We start from the raw sequence: 18,825 nt of genomic DNA, 5'->3' as shown, positions 1-18,825 counted from the left end.
GTAAAGCATGTGTTTTTCTTCACAGTGGTTCTGTGGCACCCAATACTTAAGGTCTAGGTCACATAAAGGTGACTAAAAATCTTTGAAACCTGCGAAAAACCGCGGATTTACGCGGCGTGTACGCGAAAAAATATGCATCTACTGTGCCTATTTATTTCCGGCACAGAATCTAGAAAGACGATACACATCACCACTCGGCGCACCTGGCAAAGCCGAAAGCTTAGCCCAGAGCCTAGTTCGCACTTGCATAATCGGGTGCCGCACCCGTACCGATAAACTCCTCAAAAGTCTTCGCGCCCGAAGACACATACTCCTGAGCAATCTGCACACCCACATAACGGTAATGCCACGGCTCAAAACGATAGCCGGTCACCGACTGACGACCATCGGGGAAACGCAAAATATATCCGTAACGCGGAGCATTCTTCGCCAGCCACTGACCAGCCAGCGTATCGCGGTAACACTCCTCCAGGCGGCAGCCCTCAGGAGAGGCGAAATCAATCGCCAAACCCGTCTGATGCTCCGAGTAGCCGGGGCGAGCCGATAACTGATCCGCCACCTGCTGACCGTTCACCGAAACCCAATACTGATAGGTCTGCTGCTGCACCGCATACGAACGATACGCGCTAGAAACAAGCAGAGTCACGCCATCAGCAGCAGCCGCATCAATCATCGTGTCCGCTGCCTTAGCGGCCTCTGCACGCAACTGCTGACCGTAGAACTCCACCAGATCACTCGGCTCCCAATCCAGCTGCGCAAAGGGACGCATCTTATTCACAAGACAACGCAGCGAGTCCGGCTGAGCCTCAACACTCGGCTGCGCCGGAGCGAGCGTGGCGGATCCCGATGCGCTCGCAGACGCCGAAGCGCTCGCAGAAGCGGTGGGGGAGGGAACAGTCGAAGAGGCAACACCGGTGGGAGAAGGGATCCCAGAAGCCGAAGCGTTTGCCGCCGAGGGCGAGGAGGCAGCTGAGGAAGAAGCTGCAGAAGAAGCTGACGGCGAAGAAGAAGCACCCTGACCCTGCGAACCACAGGCCGCCAAAAAAGCGGTACCGCCAACGCCCAAAGCGGCGCCCAAAAGAGTGCGGCGGTTCACCACAGAATTTTCACAAGAGGCCTGAGAATCGGATGTGCGGTGCGGGGAATTCACAATAACTCCTAATCGTGCTGCGTAACGGTGCATACAAAAAGCGCCGGAAGCCTAAACCCACCCCGCGAGGGAGTGGAGCCTCCGGCGCCTTCTACTAGAATGCACCACAAATGCGTGACACGAGTGGCTAAAAGTCGCACACGAACACTAAAAGCCCAAAAAGCCTCTAATTCTTACGCAGAAGAACCTGCTCCACGGTATGCTCGGCACCCTTCTGCAGAATCAAATGCGCACGAGCACGAGTCGGCAAAACATTCTGCACCAGGTTCGGCTCATTCACGCTCTTCCAAATACCTGTTGCCACCTCAACCGCCTGCTCATCGCTCAGCTCCGCATAACGCTTGAAATAGGACTCCGGATTAGCAAAAGCCGAAGAACGCAGCGTCAAGAAACGATTTACATACCAGCGCTCAATATCCTCAGTGCGGGCATCGACATAAATAGAGAAATCAAAGAAATCACTCAACGTCAGATCAGAAGTCTCAGGACCCTCAGCCTGCGAAGGAGCCAAAACATTCAGACCCTCAAGAATCAGCACATCCGGTGCCGTGACCTCAATATGCTCATCCGGCATGATGTCGTAATACAGATGCGAATACTTAGGCGCAACCACACGTTCAGCACCAGACTTCACCTGAGACACAAAATTCAACAGAGCACGGCGATCATACGACTCAGGAAAACCCTTACGGTGCATAATACCGCGACGCTGAAGCTCAGCATTCGGGTATAGGAAACCATCCGTAGTCACCAGCTGAACCTTCGGAGTAGAAGGCCAACGACTCAAAAGAGCCTGCAAAATACGCGCCGTCGTCGATTTACCCACAGCAACAGAACCCGCCACACCAATAATGAACGGCACGCGGCGCTGAGACACATGCAGAAAATCATTCGTCATATGGTTCAGCGAAGACGCAGCAGTCACATACAGATTCAGAAGACGGGAAACAGGTAGATAAATACGCTGTACCTCCTCAAGGTCGACAGTTTCACCCAGACCTCGAAGAGACTCAATCTCCTCAGCGCTGAGGGGGACAGAAATCTCATCGGCTAGGTGCGACCAACGGGAACGGTCAAGATGCATGAAACGGTCATCGCCAGAAAAATACGGTGCGGTGCTCATTTATCTAAGTGTACGAACTTTCAGCCTGCGGGGAAAATATCCGCCCTCACGGTTTGTCCGAAGAAATAAATTTATGGAAAGAAAAGCATAAAACCCGAAAAAGCTAGGAAAGCCACATTAAACGTGACGCATAACGGTATTTCACCGTGCGCATATTCGGATACTTGTGGGATAAACTTATAGCATGTGTGGAATCGTAGGATATGTAGGTCTGGACACTGCTCCGGACGGTAACAAGTTTGACCACAACGCATACGATGTGGTCCTCGAAGGTCTGCGCCGCCAGGAATACCGCGGCTATGACTCTGCTGGCGTGGCACTCGTGTGCCCCGACGGTATCGTATTCCGTAAGAAGGCAGGCAAGCTCCTGAACCTTGAGAACGAGGTCAAGGAACACCCCCTGCCGGACTCCCAGATTGGTATCGGTCACACCCGTTGGGCAACCCACGGTGGACCCACTGACAACAACGCTCACCCCCACGTTGTCGACAACGGCCGCCTCGCCGTCGTACACAACGGTATTATCGAAAACTTCGCAGAACTGCGTGCCGAACTGCTCGCCGAAGGTGTAGAGTTCGCATCTCAGACCGACACCGAGGTAGCTGCGGCAACCATCGCAAGCATCTACAACAAGCTCGGTACCGGTGACCTCACCGAGGCAGTACGCATCGCGTCCAACCGCCTGGAAGGTGCCTTCACCATCCTGGCAATCCACGCCGACCACCCGGACCGCGTTGTTGCAACCCGCCGCAACTCCCCGCTGGTCATCGGCCTGGGTGAGAACGAGAACTTCCTCGGCTCGGACGTCTCCGCGTTCATTGACTACACCAAGGAAGCTGTCGAGATGGGTCAGGACCAGATTGTGACCATCACCGGCACCGACTACTCCATCATCGACTTCGAAGGCAACCCCGCAGAGGGCAAGCCTTTCCACATCGAGTGGGACGCAGCAGCAGCCGAAAAGGGCGGCTACAACTCCTTCATGGAGAAGGAAATCCACGAGCAGCCCGCAGCTGTTGAGCAGACCCTCATGGGCCGCCTCGACGAGAACGGCAACCTGACCCTCGACGAGCTGAACATCGACGACTCGGTGCTTCGCTCGATTGACAAGATCATCGTCGTCGCATGTGGTACCGCAGCATACGCAGGCCAGGTGGCACGCTACGCCATCGAGCACTGGTGCCGCATCCCCACCGAGGTTGAGCTCGCACACGAGTTCCGCTACCGCGACCCCATCGTGAACGAGAAGACCCTCATCGTGGCGCTCTCGCAGTCCGGTGAGACCATGGACACCCTGATGGCAGTGCGCCACGCACGCGAACAGGGCGCAAAGGTTATCTCCATCTGCAACACCCACGGCTCGACCCTGCCCCGCGAATCCGACGCTGCACTGTATACCCACGCAGGCCCCGAAATCGCAGTGGCATCCACCAAGGCATTCCTGGCACAGATCACCGCAGCATACCTGCTCGGCCTGTACCTGGCACAGCTGCGCGGTAACAAGTACAAGGACGAAATCGCTTCGATCCTCGCCGAGCTGCAGAACATGCCCGCAAAGATCCAGAAGGTCATCGACAACGACACCCAGGTCAAGGAACTGGGCGTCGAAATGAAGGATGCCTCCTCCGTGATCTTCCTCGGCCGCCACGTGGGCTTCCCCGTCGCAATGGAAGGCGCACTCAAGCTCAAGGAAATCACCTACATCCACGCTGAAGGCTTCGCAGCAGGCGAGCTCAAGCACGGCCCCATCGCACTGATCGATGAAGGCCAGCCGGTCATCGTAGTGGTTCCCTCCGCAAACGGTCGCGACTCCCTGCACGGCAAGGTCGTCTCCAACATCCAGGAAGTGCGCGCACGCGGCGCCTTCACCATCGTCATCGCTGAGGAAGGCGACGAGGCAGTCAAGCCCTACGCAGACCGCCTCATCACCGTCCCGGCATGCCCCTCGCTGCTGCAGCCCCTGCTGGCAACCGTGCCCCTGCAGATCTTCGCATGCGCACTGGCAGAAGCTAAGGGCCTGGACGTTGACCAGCCGCGTAACCTCGCAAAGTCCGTGACCGTGGAGTAATCCTTCTGAAGTAACCTCCTCGGAAATCGCCTCAGCGATTACGAAAGGGCGGTGGTTGAGTTCTTAGAGAACTCAACCACCGCCCTTGTCGTTTAACCACTCGGTTATTCATGGATGATCCAACAAAAATAGACGCTGTGGAACAGGCATCAACCAGGTGTCATATTTGACGGTAAACCGCCCAAAAGACGCGAACCTCGCTAGACTTAAAACAAGAGAAACCGCAAACAGGACGCGGCACCACCCCTAGCCCAGAAGGTGAAGCTCATGATTATGGGAATCGGCGTAGATACTGTCAACATCGAACGATTCGAACGAATCGTCACCGAAACACCCGCCTTCGTCCGCCGCGTCTTCACCCCCAACGAACGCACCCGAAACGTGCGCTCCCAAGCCGTACGATTTGCCGCCAAAGAAGCCGTCGCAAAAGTACTCGGAGCACCCGCAGGACTCAACTGGCAAGACTGCGAAGTAGCCACTGCCGAAAGCGGCCAGCCCTACCTCATCATTCAGGGCACCATCGCCCGCCGAGCTAAAGAACTCGGCATCAACCGCATCCACCTCTCGCTGACCCACGACGAACCCATGGCCATCGCCATCGCAACGGCGGAATACCTCAGCGACGCAGAACTGGCGCACCTGCAAAAGTTCAACCCCGAAAGCTACCGACTCAGCGTTATCGCCGGTGACGACACCGAGGACTAACGCAGAGTCACACCAACACCACACCAGGTGACCCCTAAGGCCCGCACGGTGCCACCCAAGGAGACAGCAATGAAGCTCATCTACACTGCTTCCCAGGTACGCGAAGCAGAAAAGCCCTACATTGAAGCCGCCGACTACGACGGCTACCTCATGCAACGTGCTGCAGACGCCGTTGCAGCCGAAGCGCAGGACCTGCTCCACGGCAAGGAGAAAGCAAAAATCCTGTTGCTCATCGGTCCGGGCAACAACGGCGCAGACACCATCTACGCCGGCGCCCGTCTCAGCGCCAAGGGCCACCGCGTTGATGCCGTCGTCTTCGACCCCAGTGAAAAGAACCTCGAACTCATCGCCCGCGAAGGCGGCGAAGGCACCCGCGTGCTCGACCCCGAACACACCCACGAGCAGCTTGCCGGCTACGACCTGACCATCGATGGTATTCTCGGAACTGGTTCCAGCGGCGCCGTACGCGGTAGCGCTGGCGAATACCTGAGCACCCTGCGCGCCGCACAGCTCGACGGCAAGCTCGGTGCAGTCCTCGCCGTAGACACCCCCTCCGGAGTCGACAACAACCGCGGAACCGTGCATGAACCCTCCCTACGCGCCGACCGCACCGTCACCTTCATCGGCCACAAGCTACCGGCAGGAACTAGCCACAGCGTGCACGCCGGAGATATTAAGCTCTACGACCTGGGCGTACCCGAAGCCCTCAACGCCCACAAGCCCGCCCTGCGCGTCCTCGAGCGCGAAGACTACCGCGAGCTCATCGAAGTACCCGACGAACACTCCCACAAGTACACCCGCGGCGTACTCGGCATGCTCACCGGAAGCCTCGAATACCCTGGCGCTGCCCTCATGAGCGTGCGTGCCGCTCTCAACACCGGCGTGGGTATGGTTCGCTTCAACGCCAACTCCCACGAGCTGCGCCAGCTCATGATTGCCCACAACCCCGAAACCGTCTACTTCAGCGGCGCACCCGCCCTGCAGAGGGTCACCGTCTGGGCGGGGGGCTCCGGATCCAGCCACGATTCGCTGGATAAGAACCGCTACCTGCTCCACTCGCCCGAACCCGCCATTCTTGACGCGGGCGCCTGCGACCTGGCGGCAGAATACATGGCAACCGGCAAGCAGCTCGGCTCCCACAAGATTCTCACCCCGCACGCGGCAGAGCTCGAACGCTTCCTGCGCATCGTGCATGAGCTCGCCCCCGAAGTCTGGACAAAGCACCTGGGCGACGCCATCGTACCCAGCCGCAAGGACATCGACGCAGAGCCCTTCCGGTGGGTGCGTGCCGCCTCCGAACTCTCCGGCGCCACCGTCATGCTCAAGGGCGGCTACACGCTCATTGCAGCACCCAACGGCGCTACCTACAGTGTTGCCGGAGGAAGCCCCTGGCTCGCCACCGCAGGTAGCGGCGACACCCTCACCGGTATCTACGGCGCCCTGCTCGCCCAGACCGTAGCCGCCTTCGATGCCCGCGGAGAAGCCCTGGAAGGCTGCACCTTCGCCTCCATTGGTGCGCTCGCCGTCTACCTGCACGGCGAAGCCGCACGCGCCAGCGCCACCGGAAGCGTCAAGGACGCCCTGCCCGGCCCGGCACCCGCAACCCGAGTCGCAGAGATGCTCCCCGAAGTTATCGCGCGACTCATCGCCGAATAGGGGAGCGGAACACCCCTAACGCTCTGACTCTCGGTTCAAGACGAAGGGAAGAGCTCCCCAGACACCCTGGGTATGTAGAAGGGGCGTGAATCCACAGGAAATGGATTCACGCCCCTTCAACGCGTTTATATCAATGCACGATGCCGAGCTGCCTGTGCCGGGACAGCATCACTAAAACCGGCATACGCGCCAGCAGGAGAAACTCCCGCAATCCTTCTTAGTACGCGCCTTCCTTAGCGAAAACCGCACGGACAGTACGCAGAAGAATAATGAAGTCACCGGTAAGCGACCAGTTCTCAACATAGTAGAGATCCAGACGAACCGACTCTTCCCATGAAAGATCACTACGGCCCGAAACCTGCCACAGACCGGTAATACCCGGCTTCACCAGCAGGCGGCGGTACGCAATATCCTCGTACTGCTCAACTTCCTCAACCAGCGGAGGACGGGGACCCACCAGCGACATATCGCCAATGAACACGTTCCACAGCTGAGGCAGCTCATCAATCGAGTACTTACGGATGAACTTACCGATGGGGGTAATACGCGGGTCGTCCTTCATCTTGAAGAGCACGCCGTTACCCTCGTTCTGCTCCATGAGGCGCTTCTTAACCTCTTCAGCGTCAGTACGCATCGAACGGAACTTCACCATCTTGAAAAGCTCACCGTTCAGACCCACACGGTTCTGAAGGAAGAAGACCGGGCCGCCATCACGCTTAACCAGCAGAGCAACCACCAGGAACAGCGGAGAGAGCAGAATCAAACCCAGGCCCGAGGACACAACGTCCACGGCGCGCTTGAAGAACGCCGACAGACCGGTAATACGCGGAGTCGACACGTGCACCAGCGGCAGACCGTTCAGCGGCTGCATGTGCATACGCGGACCAGCAATATCGGTCGTAGCCGGAGCCATAATCAGCGAAATATGCGCATCCGCCAGCTTCCAACCCAGCAGACGAACCTGATCCGGGCTCAAGTGGTGACCATTCGTAACAGCGACCATGTGAATATCGTTCTCGCGGATAGCTTCCATAATGTCAGCCGGAGAAGTGCTGTAACCAAGCACCGGAATCGGCGCACCAGCAACAGTAGTACCGGGAGTGAAACCGGGCAGGTAGAACGCAGCGGGGGACAGGCCGGAAGCAACCACATCCTTCAAATTCTTGTACAGGTGCTGACCGGTCGTCACATCAGAAATAATCATGACGCGAGTCAACGCGCGACCGCGAGTACGCGAACGCACCAGGCCCTGACGAATAACCCAACGCTCCATCAACAGGAAGAACAGACCCAGCGGGTAAGCAATCAGCAGGTACATGCGGGTGACGTCAACCTTGAGGAAGAACGCCACAATAATCAGCAGACAGAAGAAATAAGTACTGCCGCGAGTAATGAGGCGGTACTCCTCAGTACCGAAACCCATAATGCGCAGGCTACGGGAGCCATTCACCTGGAGAATAAACCACCAGCCAACGGTCAGGCCAATACCCAAGAAGATATAGTCCATCGCGGGTACGCGGCCATCGAGAACATTAATAGGCCAAACGTTCACATAGGGCAGGTCAGCATTTTCCCACCCGAAGCGAATTAGATGCGCAGCGACAACCGCAATAGCAATGGCGAAAAAATCGCCAAAGTAAAGGGCACGCTGAACCTTGGGATGCCAGCTTCGCCTGATAACGAAGTCTGAACCCCACATTTTTTTAAGACGATCTTGTACTTTCAACGGTGTAATCTTCCCCGGAAATTTGTCCTGTATTGCGGACTGAGAGCGGCGAATAGGCACATTTACCCCTAATTATCGGTGTAAGGGAGACGTGTCCTAGTCTTTGTCCTGATGAATGAGTGAACCCTTAATCTTGCTGAGTGAATAATGGCAGAGACTACGGCAAAGGCGCTGGTAAGACGCCTAGTGGAGCGTTATATGAGCCCGCTGAGCGCATAAACGTGTTCCGTAAACTATTCTACGGGGTCGGGGGTCTTCCGTCTCGAAGAATGAAGAGGCAAAGTCGCTCCGGTGTGATGAAATCAATCACAGAAAAAGAAGAGAATAAGAGCCTCCGGGAAGAATGCCTAGTGGAGCTAAGAAACTCCCAAAACTACCGGTATGTTTCACGCATCTGCAGAAAAACAATAACCGGCATATAAAAAGACAAACCCCGGAGGCTCAATAACAAGCCCTACGCACACGGCGTAAAAGGGACATTAAGGGCGCTCAAGCCCCGCACAATCCAAAATGAAATTAATCATCGGTTCATAGCGACGCGGCGGAACGTTATCATCCATCGGCACACACACCGGCAAATCTCCCTGCTCAGCCGCAACAAACAGACCCGGATCATTACAATCCGCAATGCCAATCGTCAGCAGCTTACGAGTAGACGCCGCATAACCACCCATACCGTGATCCGAAACCACCAGATCCGGGGTCACGCCGCGCGCCTCCAGCTGATCCAAAGCGATGCGCATCGGGCCGGGGAAATGCGTATGCTGCAGGTTGCCGTACTGCTCAAACATCACGACATCCATAATCTGGCGGACGTCACCGTCGAGGAAGCGCTCGCCCTCCTCAATCTGAAGAACTTCAGCACCAGCAGCCTTCGCCGCCGCAGCCATCACCGCGTACATGGGGAACAGACCCGCCGGGTGGCCGGTCGCAAACAGAATGCGGGAGCCAGCGCGTACCGCCTCACCGAAAATGCGGGCGTACTCCTCCAACGTGCTGATGCACTGCTCGGCACCAATCGTGTCCTGACCGTGAGTATGCGAACGGTCCGGGTTCAGACCCGCGCGGCGGACCATTACCTCAAACACCGAATCGTAATCCCACTCGCGGGTCCACTGCACACCAAACTCAAGGTGCTCATTACCGTCCAGGAAACCCTGAATATGGTCCAGATTGTTCTCGCGCGGGGTCGCCACCTCGCCGGTAATACGCACCGAATCCAGGTATGCGGCGAACTCATCGCGGCTCATGGAGAAAGACATTAAAACTCCTCACAACGTCAAAAATAAATTACTGCGAGATACCCTGACGTACCTCGGCATAAGCTTCAAGGGTCCTACGCGCAGTCTGATCCCAACCCATCGTGCGGGCACGCGCCGCGGCGTTCGCGCCCAACGAATGACGTAAATACGGGGCACGCACTAGACGCTCAATAGCCGCCGCCCAACGCTCCGGGGTACGAGGCGCCACCAGCAGACCCGTACGATGGTTCTCCACCGCATAGCGCAAACCGTCAGCATCCGTAGCGAGCACCGCCGCGCCGCACGCCTGCGCCTCCAGCGCCACCAGACCGAACGTTTCAGAAGAAGAAGGGGACGCCACAATATCGGCGGCACGGAAAATATTCGCCAGCTCAGACGCCGGAACTGGGGCCTTCAAATGCACCCGATCTGCCACGCCCAGCTGCTCCGCGCGCTCCAGGAGGCGGCGCTCATAATCCGAATCGGAACGACCAATAATGTCCACATCCACCTGCAGGTCATCCGGGAGCAGTGCGAGCGCCTCCACCAGCAGATGCGGGCCCTTCAACGGCTGAGGCCTACCGGCAAACACAATGCGGCAACGAGTCTCCGAGGTGTCGTTGAGCGGATGCACCCCCGGAATCGTATGGAAAATCGAGGTGTCAACACCCGGCGGGATAATGGCAAGCTTCTGCGCATCCGTACCGTAGTACTCGCCCATCTGCTGCGCCTCCAGGGGAGTATTCACAATCACCTGGCTCGCGGAGCTACTCATCAGACGCTCGGCGCGGTATCGTTCCTCAGACTCGGGCGCTTCACCTTCGCCGCGGCGCGCATCCTTGGCGGCAGCCGTCGTATGCGGAGTGAAAAGAACGGGAACCGGGAATCCAACGCCCTGAGCCGACCACAGCTGGGATGCGCGAGCCGCAGCCTGACCAGATAGCCAGTAGTGGGCGTGAATAATATCTGGGGTGTACAGTGCCTGCTCCACGCACGCATGCGCAAAATCATCGGTGACCGTAGCTAACTCGTTCTTCGAAAGACCACGAGCGGACGGAAGATCAAGGCTGTGGCGCACAATGCGCTCGCCGGGCTGAGGAGGCTGACGGAACGGCGAATCAGCCGGAAGCGCCTCACCGCGGTCCAGCGTGAAAACCTCAACCCGCAGCTCCGGATCGAGCTCCAGCATGGCGTGCACCGACCGGGCAATATAGACGTTCATGCCGCCTGCATCTCCGCTACCGGGCTGCGCAAAGGGGTCGGTGTGCATGGAATACACGTGAACCGTCCGAACCGGCGGCAGAGTGCTCATCGATGCTTTCCTCTCTCAAAGGTGTACCTGACCTAGTGTAGCGCGATAGGACTTTCGCACACCGGGAGGTCTAGAATTTAGTAGAAGAGAGGCTGACCAAGCGCAGCCTGTAGTACCCGCCCGTCAGAAGGACCGTGAAGGACCATGACTCACCCTCAGCAGCCTGCCGAACCGCTTTACTGCCCGCCCTGCACTCCCGGCCAGGTGGAACGTAGCGCCACGATTGACCTTGACGCGCTGGAACATAACGTGCGCCGCCTCAAGGAACTCATTGGTGACCGCATGCTCATTGCCGTGATTAAGGCGGATGCGTACGGTCACGGCGCGTACCCGGTGGCACGTTCAGCTATTGCTGCCGGTGCCGACCTGCTGGGCGTGGTGCACGTGAACGAGGCCCTGGAACTGCGTGCTGACGGTATTGACGCGCCGCTCATGGCGTGGCTGCACACCCCCTCCACCGACTTTGATGCGGCACTGCAGGAGAAGATTCGTCTGGGCGTTTCCGGCTGGGACCTGGAGGCGGTAGCCGCCGCCGCTGAACGCACCGGCGAGCGCGCTATCGTGCATCTGAAGGCTGATACCGGTCTGGGTCGTAACGGCGCCACCGCGGCGGATTGGCCCGCGCTGGTGGCTCGCGCCGCCTCCCTGGAGGATGCCGGTCTGATTACGGTTGAGGGTATTTTCAGCCACCTGGCGGTTGCGGACGAGCCGACCCGCGCCGAGACTGCCCAGCAGCTCGACACCCTGGATACGTTTGTGGCCCAGGCACGCGAGGCTGGCCTGGACCCGAAGATTGTGCACCTGGCGAATTCGCCGGCGACCCTGACCGCCTCCCTGGAGGGGTGGGATACGGAGGAGCGTCTGCTCGGTGACGGTGTGCGTTGCGGCCTTGCTCTGTACGGTCTCTCTCCGCTGCCGGGGGTCACCTCTGAGGACTTGGGCTTGAAGCCCGTCATGACGGTGGGTAGCTACATCGCCGCGGTGAAGGAAGTCCCGGCAGGTCAGGGCGTTTCCTACGGTTTGCGCTACCACACTCCCAAGGCAACTACCCTGGCGTTGGTTCCGCTTGGCTACGCGGACGGTGTGCCGCGCATTGCGGAGAACGCGCCGGTGCGCATCTACCCGGGCGCGCAGAATACGGAGAACGGCTCCGTGCCTAACAACGCGGAGGGCACGACCTACCGCGTGGTTGGTCGCGTCGCCATGGACCAGATGGTTGTTGACCTGGGCGAACCCGGTCTGAGCGACCCCGCCCTGGGCTACCTGGGGGCGCCTGCCATCCTTTTTGGTGCCGGTGAGAATCCGCCCGTGGAAGAGTGGGCGGATGCCGCGCAGACCATTAACTACGAAATCGTGACCCGCATTTCGTCCCGCGTGGAGCGCCTCTATGTTGGCGGCTCCTGGGTTGAAGCTGAGCTGAACGAGCTGTGGGGTACCGGGCAGGAGCAGGAGGGCTAATGAGCTCTGAGTATATTTCTGCCGCACTCGACCTGGATGTGACCGGCCCCGACCATACCCGCCGCCTGGCGCTCACCCTGGCGCAGCACCTGAACGCCGGGGACGTACTGTTGCTCTCGGGCGAGCTCGGCGCGGGTAAGACCACGTTCACCCGCTCCCTGGGTGAAGGCCTGGGCGTGCGTGAAGGCGTTATCTCACCGACCTTCGTGCTCTCGCGCGTGCACCCGAACCTGCCGGACGGCCCCCGCCCCGGCGGCCCCGACCTGGTGCACGTGGACGCCTACCGCCTCTCCAGCGCCGAAGAGCTCGACGACCTGGATCTGGAGTTCTCCCTGCCGCGCTCGGTGACCGTCATCGAGTGGGGTCGCGATAAGGCTGAGCACCTGAGCGATTCCCGCCTGGAGCTGGACTTCACCCGTCTGACCGGCGCGGATGCACGCTTCGCCTACTCTGGTGCCGAAGAGTTCAGCTGGGACGACGAAGATGACGAAAGCGACGAGGACGCGGACACCCCCGAGCCTCGCCTGCTGCGGGTACGAGCCTTCGGCCCCCGCTGGGAGCACGCTTTCGACGCCCTGAAAGAAGCCCTGCAGAGCGCCTAGAGCCCGCGCGTTAGAATGATAGGGTGCTAGTACTTGCCCTTGATTCATCCGCCACCGCATCTGTGGCGCTCGCCCGTGTGCACGGCTCCGAAGCCGGTGCGTCCTTCGAAATCCTCGCCCGCTACGAGAGTGAAGATACCCGCTCCCACGCCGAGGTGATGGGCCCCTACGCGCAGGCGGCCCTGCAGGACGCTGGCGTGCGCGGCGAAGATTTGGATGCAATTCTGACCGGTACCGGTCCGGGACCTTTTACGGGCCTTCGCGCCGGTATCGTTACTGCGCGCGCTCTGGGTTTTGCCTGGTCGGTGCCGGTGTACGGCATGATGAGCCTGACCGCGCTGGCTGAGCGTGCTGTGTCTGGCGTGGTTGCCGGGGACGCAGCTGGAGACACAGCCGGGGAAGAGAATGTAGAACGAGCGTTCGCCTCTGCTGAAGGTGCTGAGCCTGTAGAAGGTACTGAGCTGCTCGTACTCTCCGACGCGCGTCGCCGCGAAGTCTACTCCGCCCGCTACCGCGTGAACGCCGAAGGCTACACCCTGGTGGACGGCCCGAACGTATGCCCCGCCTCCGAAATTCTGCCCGGTGAGGGGCCCTCTTACGCCTACGGTTACGGCGCCGGACTGTACGCCGAGACCCTCGAAGAGCATGGCTGGACTATCGTCGATTCCGCCCGGGAGGTTCACCCGCACGCCGAGTACCTGGTCGCCGCCGCGGCACGCCTGGGTGTGCAGAACCTGAGCGAGGACACCTCCGCCCAGTACCTGCGCGATTCGGATGCGAAGGTCCCCGCCGCGATGCTCGCCCGCCAGCAGAAGCAGGCGGCACAGGCTGCTGGTCAGGCTACTGCACAGACTGCGGCGCAGAAGGAGAGCTAAATGAGCACCGCTGAGAACTCTGAAAATATCGTGCGAGACGACCTGGCGCTGAATAACCTGGCACTGGGCGCCCGATTGCGCGTTGCCGAACTCGCGGACGTGCAGGCAATGCACCGCATGGAGACCACCCTGTTTCCCGCCGACGCCTGGCACATCGACATGTTCCTCGAAGAGCTGACCCACCCGACCCGCACCTACTACATGCTCGAACTGCCCGCAGAAGGCTCGGAAGGTAATGAGGGTGACTGGCGCGCCATCGGCTACTGCGGAACCATGGTCGTAGCCGACACCGCCGACGTTCAAACCATCGGCGTGCTTCCCGAGTACGAGGGCCACGGTTACGGCCGAGCCATGCTCGAGCAGATGCACGAGCGTGCCCGCGAGCTGGGTGCCGAGCGCATCCTACTGGAGGTGCGTGCCGACAACCCGCGCGCCCAGCGCCTCTACGAACGCAACGGCTACCGTGCGATTCACGTACGCCGCGGCTACTACGATGACGGAACCGACGCCATCATTATGGAATGCACGTTCTAAATAGCCTGTTGAGCTAAACGGTGCATCACTCCCAGTAATACTTGGCACCTTTCCGCCACATCACCTTTACACCACAGCATCAAGAAGCACTACGCGCAGACAGCGCAACAGAAAGACGAACTATGAGCACTCGCGAACCCCTCGTTCTGGGCATCGAATCCTCCTGCGATGAGACCGGTATCGGCATTGTGCGCGGTGCACAGCTGCTCAGCAACACCATCTCCTCCTCCATGGAAGAGCACGTGCGCTTTGGCGGCGTGATTCCCGAAATCGCCTCCCGTGCCCACCTGGACGCCATGATTCCCGCCCTCAAGGCGGCACTCGCCGAAGCGGACATCACCCTCGACGAGGTGGACGCTATCGCCGTCACGGCGGGCCCCGGCCTGGCGGGCGCACTCATGGTGGGTGTCTCCGCGGCGAAGGCGCTCGCTATCGCCACCGGCAAGCCCCTCTACGGCATTAACCACCTGGTCGCCCACGTTGGCGTTGGCCTGCTGGAGGACAACGGCACCGAAGACGGCTCCGACCTGCTGGCGAATGCCGGTTCCGGTGGTCTGGGTGCGCTGCTGGTCTCTGGCGGTCACACCGAAATCCTGCAGGTGCGAGACATTACCTCCGATGTGCGCCTGCTCGGCGCAACCCTGGATGACGCCGCCGGCGAGGCCTACGACAAGGTCGCCCGACTGCTCGGCCTCAACTACCCGGGCGGCCCCGCCATCGACCGCGCCGCCGCAGAGGGCAACCGCAACGCCTTCGTGTTCCCGCGCGGCCTGTCGAACCGCAAATTCATGGGCACCGCCGAGAACCCCGGAGAGCATCGCTACGACTTCTCCTTCTCGGGCCTGAAGACCGCAGTGGCGCGCGTGATCGAAAGCTTTGAAGCCGCCGGTGAAGAGGTCCCGGTCGCCGATATTGCCGCGTCCTTCCAGGAGGCGGTCGTGGACGTCATCACCAAGAAGGCGATGCTTGCCTGCCGCGAGCAGGGCATGAAGACCCTGCTACTCGGCGGTGGCGTTGCGGCTAACTCGCGCCTGCGTGAGCTGCTTGCTGCCCGATGCGCCTCTGAGGGGGTGCGTCTGATTATCCCGAAGTTCACCCTGTGCACCGATAACGGCGCTATGGTTGCCGCCCTGGGCGCCCGCCTGGTCGCCGCCGGTCGTGAGCCCTCGGGCGTGGACTTCACGACGGACTCCTCCCTGCCGGTGACCACGGTCTGCTTCTAGGCGGGCTGTTCTAAACGTCCTGCTTCAGAAGGGCAGTGCGGGCGCGTTCCTGTGGCTCGCCTCAAAAATACTCATAGAAATGCCTCGGCGCAGTCTCCCAAAGGAGTGCGCCGAGGCATTTCTGTATTCAAGCTTTAGTTGGGGGGGAATCGGCTCTAGCGCAGTGCTCGCGCGCGGGACTGCGCGGCAACATCCAGCGCCACCTCACGCAGAGAGCCGGTCTTCTCGAAGACCGCACGCTGGCGATCCGCACCGGTACCCTCCACAAGGATGCGACGCACCTGCGCCAGCTCCAGCTCGCAGTCAAGGTCGCGTGCCACCGGCTCCAGCTTGGGCAGAAGCAGTTCGAAATCTTCGCGCAGGGTGCGCTGTACCGGCTCGTTGGAGACTACGATCTTAGCCTCCAGGCCGTAGCGGGCTACGCGCCACTTATTCTCCTGCGCGTGCCAGGGGGCGAGCACTTCAATGCTTTCGCCCGCCTCAATGCGGCGGGAGAAGTACTCCACCAGGCACTGCGTGAACGCCACGATCGCGGCAACATCCGGCAGGGAGGCGAGGCCATCGCAGTAGCGCATCTCAATGGTGCCGTAGCGCGGAACCGGGCGCACATCCCAACGGTCCTCGCTCGGGTCGTTAATCACATCGGTTGCCACCAGCGATTCCAGGTACTCGCTGTACTGCTCCCAGGTGTCAAAGTGGAAGGGCAGGCCGTTGGTCGGCAGCTGCTGGTAAAGCTGGGTGCGGTGCGAAGCATAGCCGGTGTCGATTCCATCCCAGTAGGGGGAGGAGCACGAAAGCGCCAGCAGGTGCGGGCCGTAGTTGGTCAGCGCGTCAATGAGCGGCAGAACCTTATCGCGGGAGTCAATGCCGACGTGCACGTGCACGCCGTAAATGACCATGTGGCGGCCCCAGTACTGGGCACGCTCGACCACGCGCTGGTAGCGTTCCTTCGCCACGACCGGCTGATCAGCCCAGTGGGAGAAGGGGTGCGTGCCGGCGGGGTAGAACTCAATGCCCAGGTCATCGGTAATCTCGCGGATGGTGTCGGTCAGCTCCTGCAGTTGGCGGCATGCCTCGGCGACGGTGTGGCAGATGCCGGTCACCACTTCGATGGTGTTCTCCAGGAATTCGCCGGTCACGTGCGCGCGGTCGGAGGCGGGCTCGAGTAGCTCGGGGCGGTGCTCGCGCAGGATGGACAGCACCTCACCGGCGCGCTGGGTCAGTTCGCCGCTTTCACGGTCGATAAGTGCAATCTCCCATTCCACGCCGAGAGTGGACTGCGGGGAGGAAGCAAAGTCGATCATATGGCCTTTCCTGCGTCTGGAAATAGTGTCGTGCACAGTGCCGACTACGGAAGTTTGCTATCGGTGGGTTCGGCCCGGCAGGGTACTAGCTGGTGAGAGCCGGCTCCGCGGGGGAGTACCTCTACTGGGCCTCGTATCTTTATTAGGCCCGTATCTTCTCATTAGGCACTGTATCTAGTGTACGGTCTAGCGGTGCTCAGCGCCCTGTCGAGTGCAGAATCCGAAAACGGTACCGTAACGAATCGTCACGAACGGTAACTGAGCACGGTGCTGGGTAGTTGGGGTTGGGCGAGGCTAGAGCGGGCGCACGTGCCAGCCGATACGGCGCGAGTCCCTGCCCGAACCGATGCGGGTGAAGACCAGGGTTGCCGGACGGTAGGTGGGCTCCTGCGCACCCGAAGAAGAATTAGCATTCTTTTTCTGTTTTTTCTTAGAGGTCTTAGAACCTGCAGAACCCAGCAGGCGCGCACGCAACTGCTCCGGAACAATATCCACGCCACGCTTCTTAATCGTCAGCGCCGTAAAGCCCTGCTCACGCACCCAACGCTTCAGCTGCTTCTCCTGCAGGGGAATCTCCTCCAGCACCTCATAGCAGGCGACCAGCGGATGCTCCACCGGCTCTGCAGAACACAGGTACGCCAGGTGCTCATCCAGTAGGTGCGCACCAATACTCTGCGCAAACTCCGCGACCAGGTGCGAGCGCACAATCGCCGGGGCGGGCTCCAGCAGGTATTCATCTGGCTGCGGCAGGGACACCGGAACTTCAACGCTCTGCTCCGCCTCTTCAGCCGTGAGGGGGCTACGGAAGCTCACCGCCTCGTAGGGCGGTAGTAGGGCGCTGGTTTTCTTGGAGTCTTCGTTAGAGCTTTCGTTGGGGATTTCCTCGGGGCTTTCACCGAGGTCGGCTTCTTCAGCGGGCAGCTCACGCACCGAAGTTGCGGTGCGAGCCACACCCTCCTGCGCCAACGCGTTAAACCAGAGCACCAGCTCGGCGAGGGACCCCTCCGACTGAATCCACTCCGCCTCAACACGCGGGGCTGGGTTCGCCTCCGAGGCAATGTCCTCGGGGGAGGGGATGCCCTCATGCGGAAAACCGGGACCCAGCTTCACGCCCATCGGCACGCCCGTACGCGCCAGATTCAGCACGAACGAGAACGGGGGAGAGAACGCCTCAGGATCAAAAAGACGCTCCGTCTGAGCCTTCTTCGCACCGCGCAGCTTACGGCGTGCCGGGTCCATCCACACGATGCCCGCCGGATCGCCAGCGGCGTCCAGAAGCTCGCCGTGCACATAGTCGGTCACATCGCCCGAATACACGCGTGCCTGCGGGCAGAATTCAAGGTTTTTCGCCGCAAAAGAAGCTGTCAACGGGTCCAGCTCCACCGCAACCACGGCGCCGCGATCCGCCGCATACACGGCAGAATCCGAGGCAATACCGCACCCCAAATCAGCCACCGTACCGGCAGCCGGACGCAGACGCTGAGCGCGATAATGCGCAATCACCGGGCGGGTCGCCTGCTCCGCCGCCTCCTGAGTCAGCATGAGGACGCGGGCGCGCTCGCCGAACTTGGCACGCGCACGGGTGCGAGCCTGTGCCAGTGAAATAATCTGCGCGGACTCCTCGGGGGTAAAACCGCGCGAACGCAAAGACGTGACGGCGCTGAGGGTGTCCGAATCCAGCGGGTAGAGCTCATCGGCTGCCGCGAGCGCTTCGGCGCTGAACGGAAGCTCAGCGGCGGGGGTAAAAGGGGAGGTAGGCATGCTCCTCATTTTACGGGGTGGCATGCCACGGGCGCGTCCCCGAGTATGCCTGCCGAAACCCCACAGTGCAGCCCGTGCCGCCCAGCT

The 18,825-nt window shown here is 60.3% G+C and carries 15 protein-coding genes; 8 read left to right on the top strand and 7 right to left on the bottom strand.

The window, feature by feature from the left end; genetic code table 11:
- Positions 1 to 232 precede the first annotated feature (232 nt).
- Both RWL87_RS00985 and coaA read right to left on the bottom strand, forming a co-directional pair.
- The gene (locus tag RWL87_RS00985; protein ID WP_313968610.1) at positions 233 to 1,096 is read right to left on the bottom strand and encodes a M15 family metallopeptidase; all 864 of its coding nucleotides are present in this window, start codon (positions 1,094 to 1,096) and stop codon (positions 233 to 235) included.
- A gap of 220 nt (positions 1,097 to 1,316) precedes the next feature.
- Positions 1,317 to 2,273 (bottom strand): type I pantothenate kinase, encoded by a 957-nt coding sequence (gene coaA, locus RWL87_RS00980; RefSeq protein WP_005505041.1) that lies wholly within the window; start codon positions 2,271 to 2,273, stop codon positions 1,317 to 1,319.
- Between the two features lie 184 nt (positions 2,274 to 2,457).
- On the opposite strand from coaA, the gene glmS reads away from it, so the two are divergent.
- The 3 genes from glmS to RWL87_RS00965 all read left to right on the top strand — a co-directional run bounded on the left by glmS (position 2,458) and on the right by RWL87_RS00965 (position 6,702).
- On the top strand, positions 2,458 to 4,341 hold the full coding sequence (gene glmS, locus RWL87_RS00975) for a glutamine--fructose-6-phosphate transaminase (isomerizing) (RefSeq protein ID WP_313968609.1): 1,884 nt from the start codon (positions 2,458 to 2,460) through the stop codon (positions 4,339 to 4,341).
- Between the two features lie 267 nt (positions 4,342 to 4,608).
- The gene (locus RWL87_RS00970) at positions 4,609 to 5,046 is read left to right on the top strand and encodes a holo-ACP synthase (RefSeq protein ID WP_070831739.1); all 438 of its coding nucleotides are present in this window, start codon (positions 4,609 to 4,611) and stop codon (positions 5,044 to 5,046) included.
- A 69-nt stretch (positions 5,047 to 5,115) separates the two neighbouring features.
- A complete protein-coding gene (locus RWL87_RS00965) occupies positions 5,116 to 6,702 on the top strand; it encodes a bifunctional ADP-dependent NAD(P)H-hydrate dehydratase/NAD(P)H-hydrate epimerase (protein WP_313968608.1) in 1,587 nt (528 codons plus the stop codon).
- A gap of 217 nt (positions 6,703 to 6,919) precedes the next feature.
- On the opposite strand, the gene RWL87_RS00960 is transcribed toward RWL87_RS00965, so the two are convergent.
- From RWL87_RS00960 to RWL87_RS00950, 3 genes are all read right to left on the bottom strand, one after another.
- Positions 6,920 to 8,401, bottom strand: coding sequence for a sugar transferase (locus RWL87_RS00960; protein ID WP_296544704.1), 1,482 nt, complete (start codon positions 8,399 to 8,401; stop codon positions 6,920 to 6,922).
- A gap of 506 nt (positions 8,402 to 8,907) precedes the next feature.
- Complete coding sequence (locus RWL87_RS00955; protein ID WP_313968607.1) at positions 8,908 to 9,690, bottom strand: phosphatase; 783 nt, start codon at positions 9,688 to 9,690, stop codon at positions 8,908 to 8,910.
- 28 nt (positions 9,691 to 9,718) lie between these two features.
- On the bottom strand, positions 9,719 to 10,981 hold the full coding sequence (locus RWL87_RS00950; protein WP_313968606.1) for a glycosyltransferase: 1,263 nt from the start codon (positions 10,979 to 10,981) through the stop codon (positions 9,719 to 9,721).
- A 144-nt stretch (positions 10,982 to 11,125) separates the two neighbouring features.
- Between RWL87_RS00950 and alr the strand changes: the two genes are divergently transcribed.
- The 5 genes from alr to tsaD all read left to right on the top strand — a co-directional run bounded on the left by alr (position 11,126) and on the right by tsaD (position 15,673).
- Positions 11,126 to 12,439 carry an alanine racemase gene (gene alr / locus RWL87_RS00945; protein ID WP_313968605.1) on the top strand — a complete coding sequence of 438 codons (1,314 nt, stop codon included), beginning with the start codon at positions 11,126 to 11,128 and terminating at the stop codon, positions 12,437 to 12,439.
- Positions 12,439 to 13,041, top strand: a complete 603-nt coding sequence (tsaE, locus tag RWL87_RS00940; protein ID WP_313968604.1) for a tRNA (adenosine(37)-N6)-threonylcarbamoyltransferase complex ATPase subunit type 1 TsaE — start codon at positions 12,439 to 12,441, stop codon at positions 13,039 to 13,041. Before alr ends, tsaE begins: the two co-directional genes overlap by 1 nt.
- 23 nt (positions 13,042 to 13,064) lie before the next feature.
- A complete protein-coding gene (tsaB, locus tag RWL87_RS00935) occupies positions 13,065 to 13,916 on the top strand; it encodes a tRNA (adenosine(37)-N6)-threonylcarbamoyltransferase complex dimerization subunit type 1 TsaB (RefSeq protein WP_313968603.1) in 852 nt (283 codons plus the stop codon).
- Positions 13,917 to 14,450, top strand: coding sequence for a ribosomal protein S18-alanine N-acetyltransferase (gene rimI / locus RWL87_RS00930; RefSeq protein WP_313968602.1), 534 nt, complete (start codon positions 13,917 to 13,919; stop codon positions 14,448 to 14,450).
- A gap of 122 nt (positions 14,451 to 14,572) precedes the next feature.
- On the top strand, positions 14,573 to 15,673 hold the full coding sequence (gene tsaD / locus RWL87_RS00925) for a tRNA (adenosine(37)-N6)-threonylcarbamoyltransferase complex transferase subunit TsaD (protein ID WP_049345721.1): 1,101 nt from the start codon (positions 14,573 to 14,575) through the stop codon (positions 15,671 to 15,673).
- A gap of 155 nt (positions 15,674 to 15,828) precedes the next feature.
- Here tsaD and RWL87_RS00920 read toward each other — a convergent pair whose 3' ends face one another.
- Complete coding sequence (locus RWL87_RS00920; RefSeq protein ID WP_313968601.1) at positions 15,829 to 16,977, bottom strand: glutamate--cysteine ligase; 1,149 nt, start codon at positions 16,975 to 16,977, stop codon at positions 15,829 to 15,831.
- Between the two features lie 294 nt (positions 16,978 to 17,271).
- Positions 17,272 to 18,747, bottom strand: coding sequence for a THUMP-like domain-containing protein (locus RWL87_RS00915; RefSeq protein ID WP_313968600.1), 1,476 nt, complete (start codon positions 18,745 to 18,747; stop codon positions 17,272 to 17,274).
- Positions 18,748 to 18,825 lie beyond the last annotated feature (78 nt).

Origin of the sequence: uncultured Rothia sp., assembly GCF_963555405.1 — a bacterium.
Taxonomy (GTDB): Bacteria; Actinomycetota; Actinomycetes; order Actinomycetales; family Micrococcaceae; genus Rothia.
Note: the sequence above shows the minus strand (reverse complement) of the source record. Positions and strands in the feature narration are given on the sequence as shown.

Excerpts from the sequence above, each read along its gene's own strand:
- RWL87_RS00915 (WP_313968600.1), bottom strand. The coding sequence starts at position 18,747 with ATGAGGAGCATGCCTACCTCCCCTTTTACCCCCGCCGCTGAGCTTCCG.
- glmS (WP_313968609.1), top strand. The coding sequence starts at position 2,458 with ATGTGTGGAATCGTAGGATATGTAGGTCTGGACACTGCTCCGGACGGT.
- RWL87_RS00965 (WP_313968608.1), top strand. The coding sequence starts at position 5,116 with ATGAAGCTCATCTACACTGCTTCCCAGGTACGCGAAGCAGAAAAGCCC.
- tsaE (WP_313968604.1), top strand. The coding sequence starts at position 12,439 with ATGAGCTCTGAGTATATTTCTGCCGCACTCGACCTGGATGTGACCGGC.
- alr (WP_313968605.1), top strand. The coding sequence starts at position 11,126 with ATGACTCACCCTCAGCAGCCTGCCGAACCGCTTTACTGCCCGCCCTGC.
- RWL87_RS00970 (WP_070831739.1), top strand. The coding sequence starts at position 4,609 with ATGATTATGGGAATCGGCGTAGATACTGTCAACATCGAACGATTCGAA.
- tsaD (WP_049345721.1), top strand. The coding sequence starts at position 14,573 with ATGAGCACTCGCGAACCCCTCGTTCTGGGCATCGAATCCTCCTGCGAT.
- RWL87_RS00960 (WP_296544704.1), bottom strand. The coding sequence starts at position 8,401 with ATGTGGGGTTCAGACTTCGTTATCAGGCGAAGCTGGCATCCCAAGGTT.
- RWL87_RS00955 (WP_313968607.1), bottom strand. The coding sequence starts at position 9,690 with ATGTCTTTCTCCATGAGCCGCGATGAGTTCGCCGCATACCTGGATTCG.
- RWL87_RS00950 (WP_313968606.1), bottom strand. The coding sequence starts at position 10,981 with ATGAGCACTCTGCCGCCGGTTCGGACGGTTCACGTGTATTCCATGCAC.
- coaA (WP_005505041.1), bottom strand. The coding sequence starts at position 2,273 with ATGAGCACCGCACCGTATTTTTCTGGCGATGACCGTTTCATGCATCTT.
- rimI (WP_313968602.1), top strand. The coding sequence starts at position 13,917 with ATGAGCACCGCTGAGAACTCTGAAAATATCGTGCGAGACGACCTGGCG.
- RWL87_RS00920 (WP_313968601.1), bottom strand. The coding sequence starts at position 16,977 with ATGATCGACTTTGCTTCCTCCCCGCAGTCCACTCTCGGCGTGGAATGG.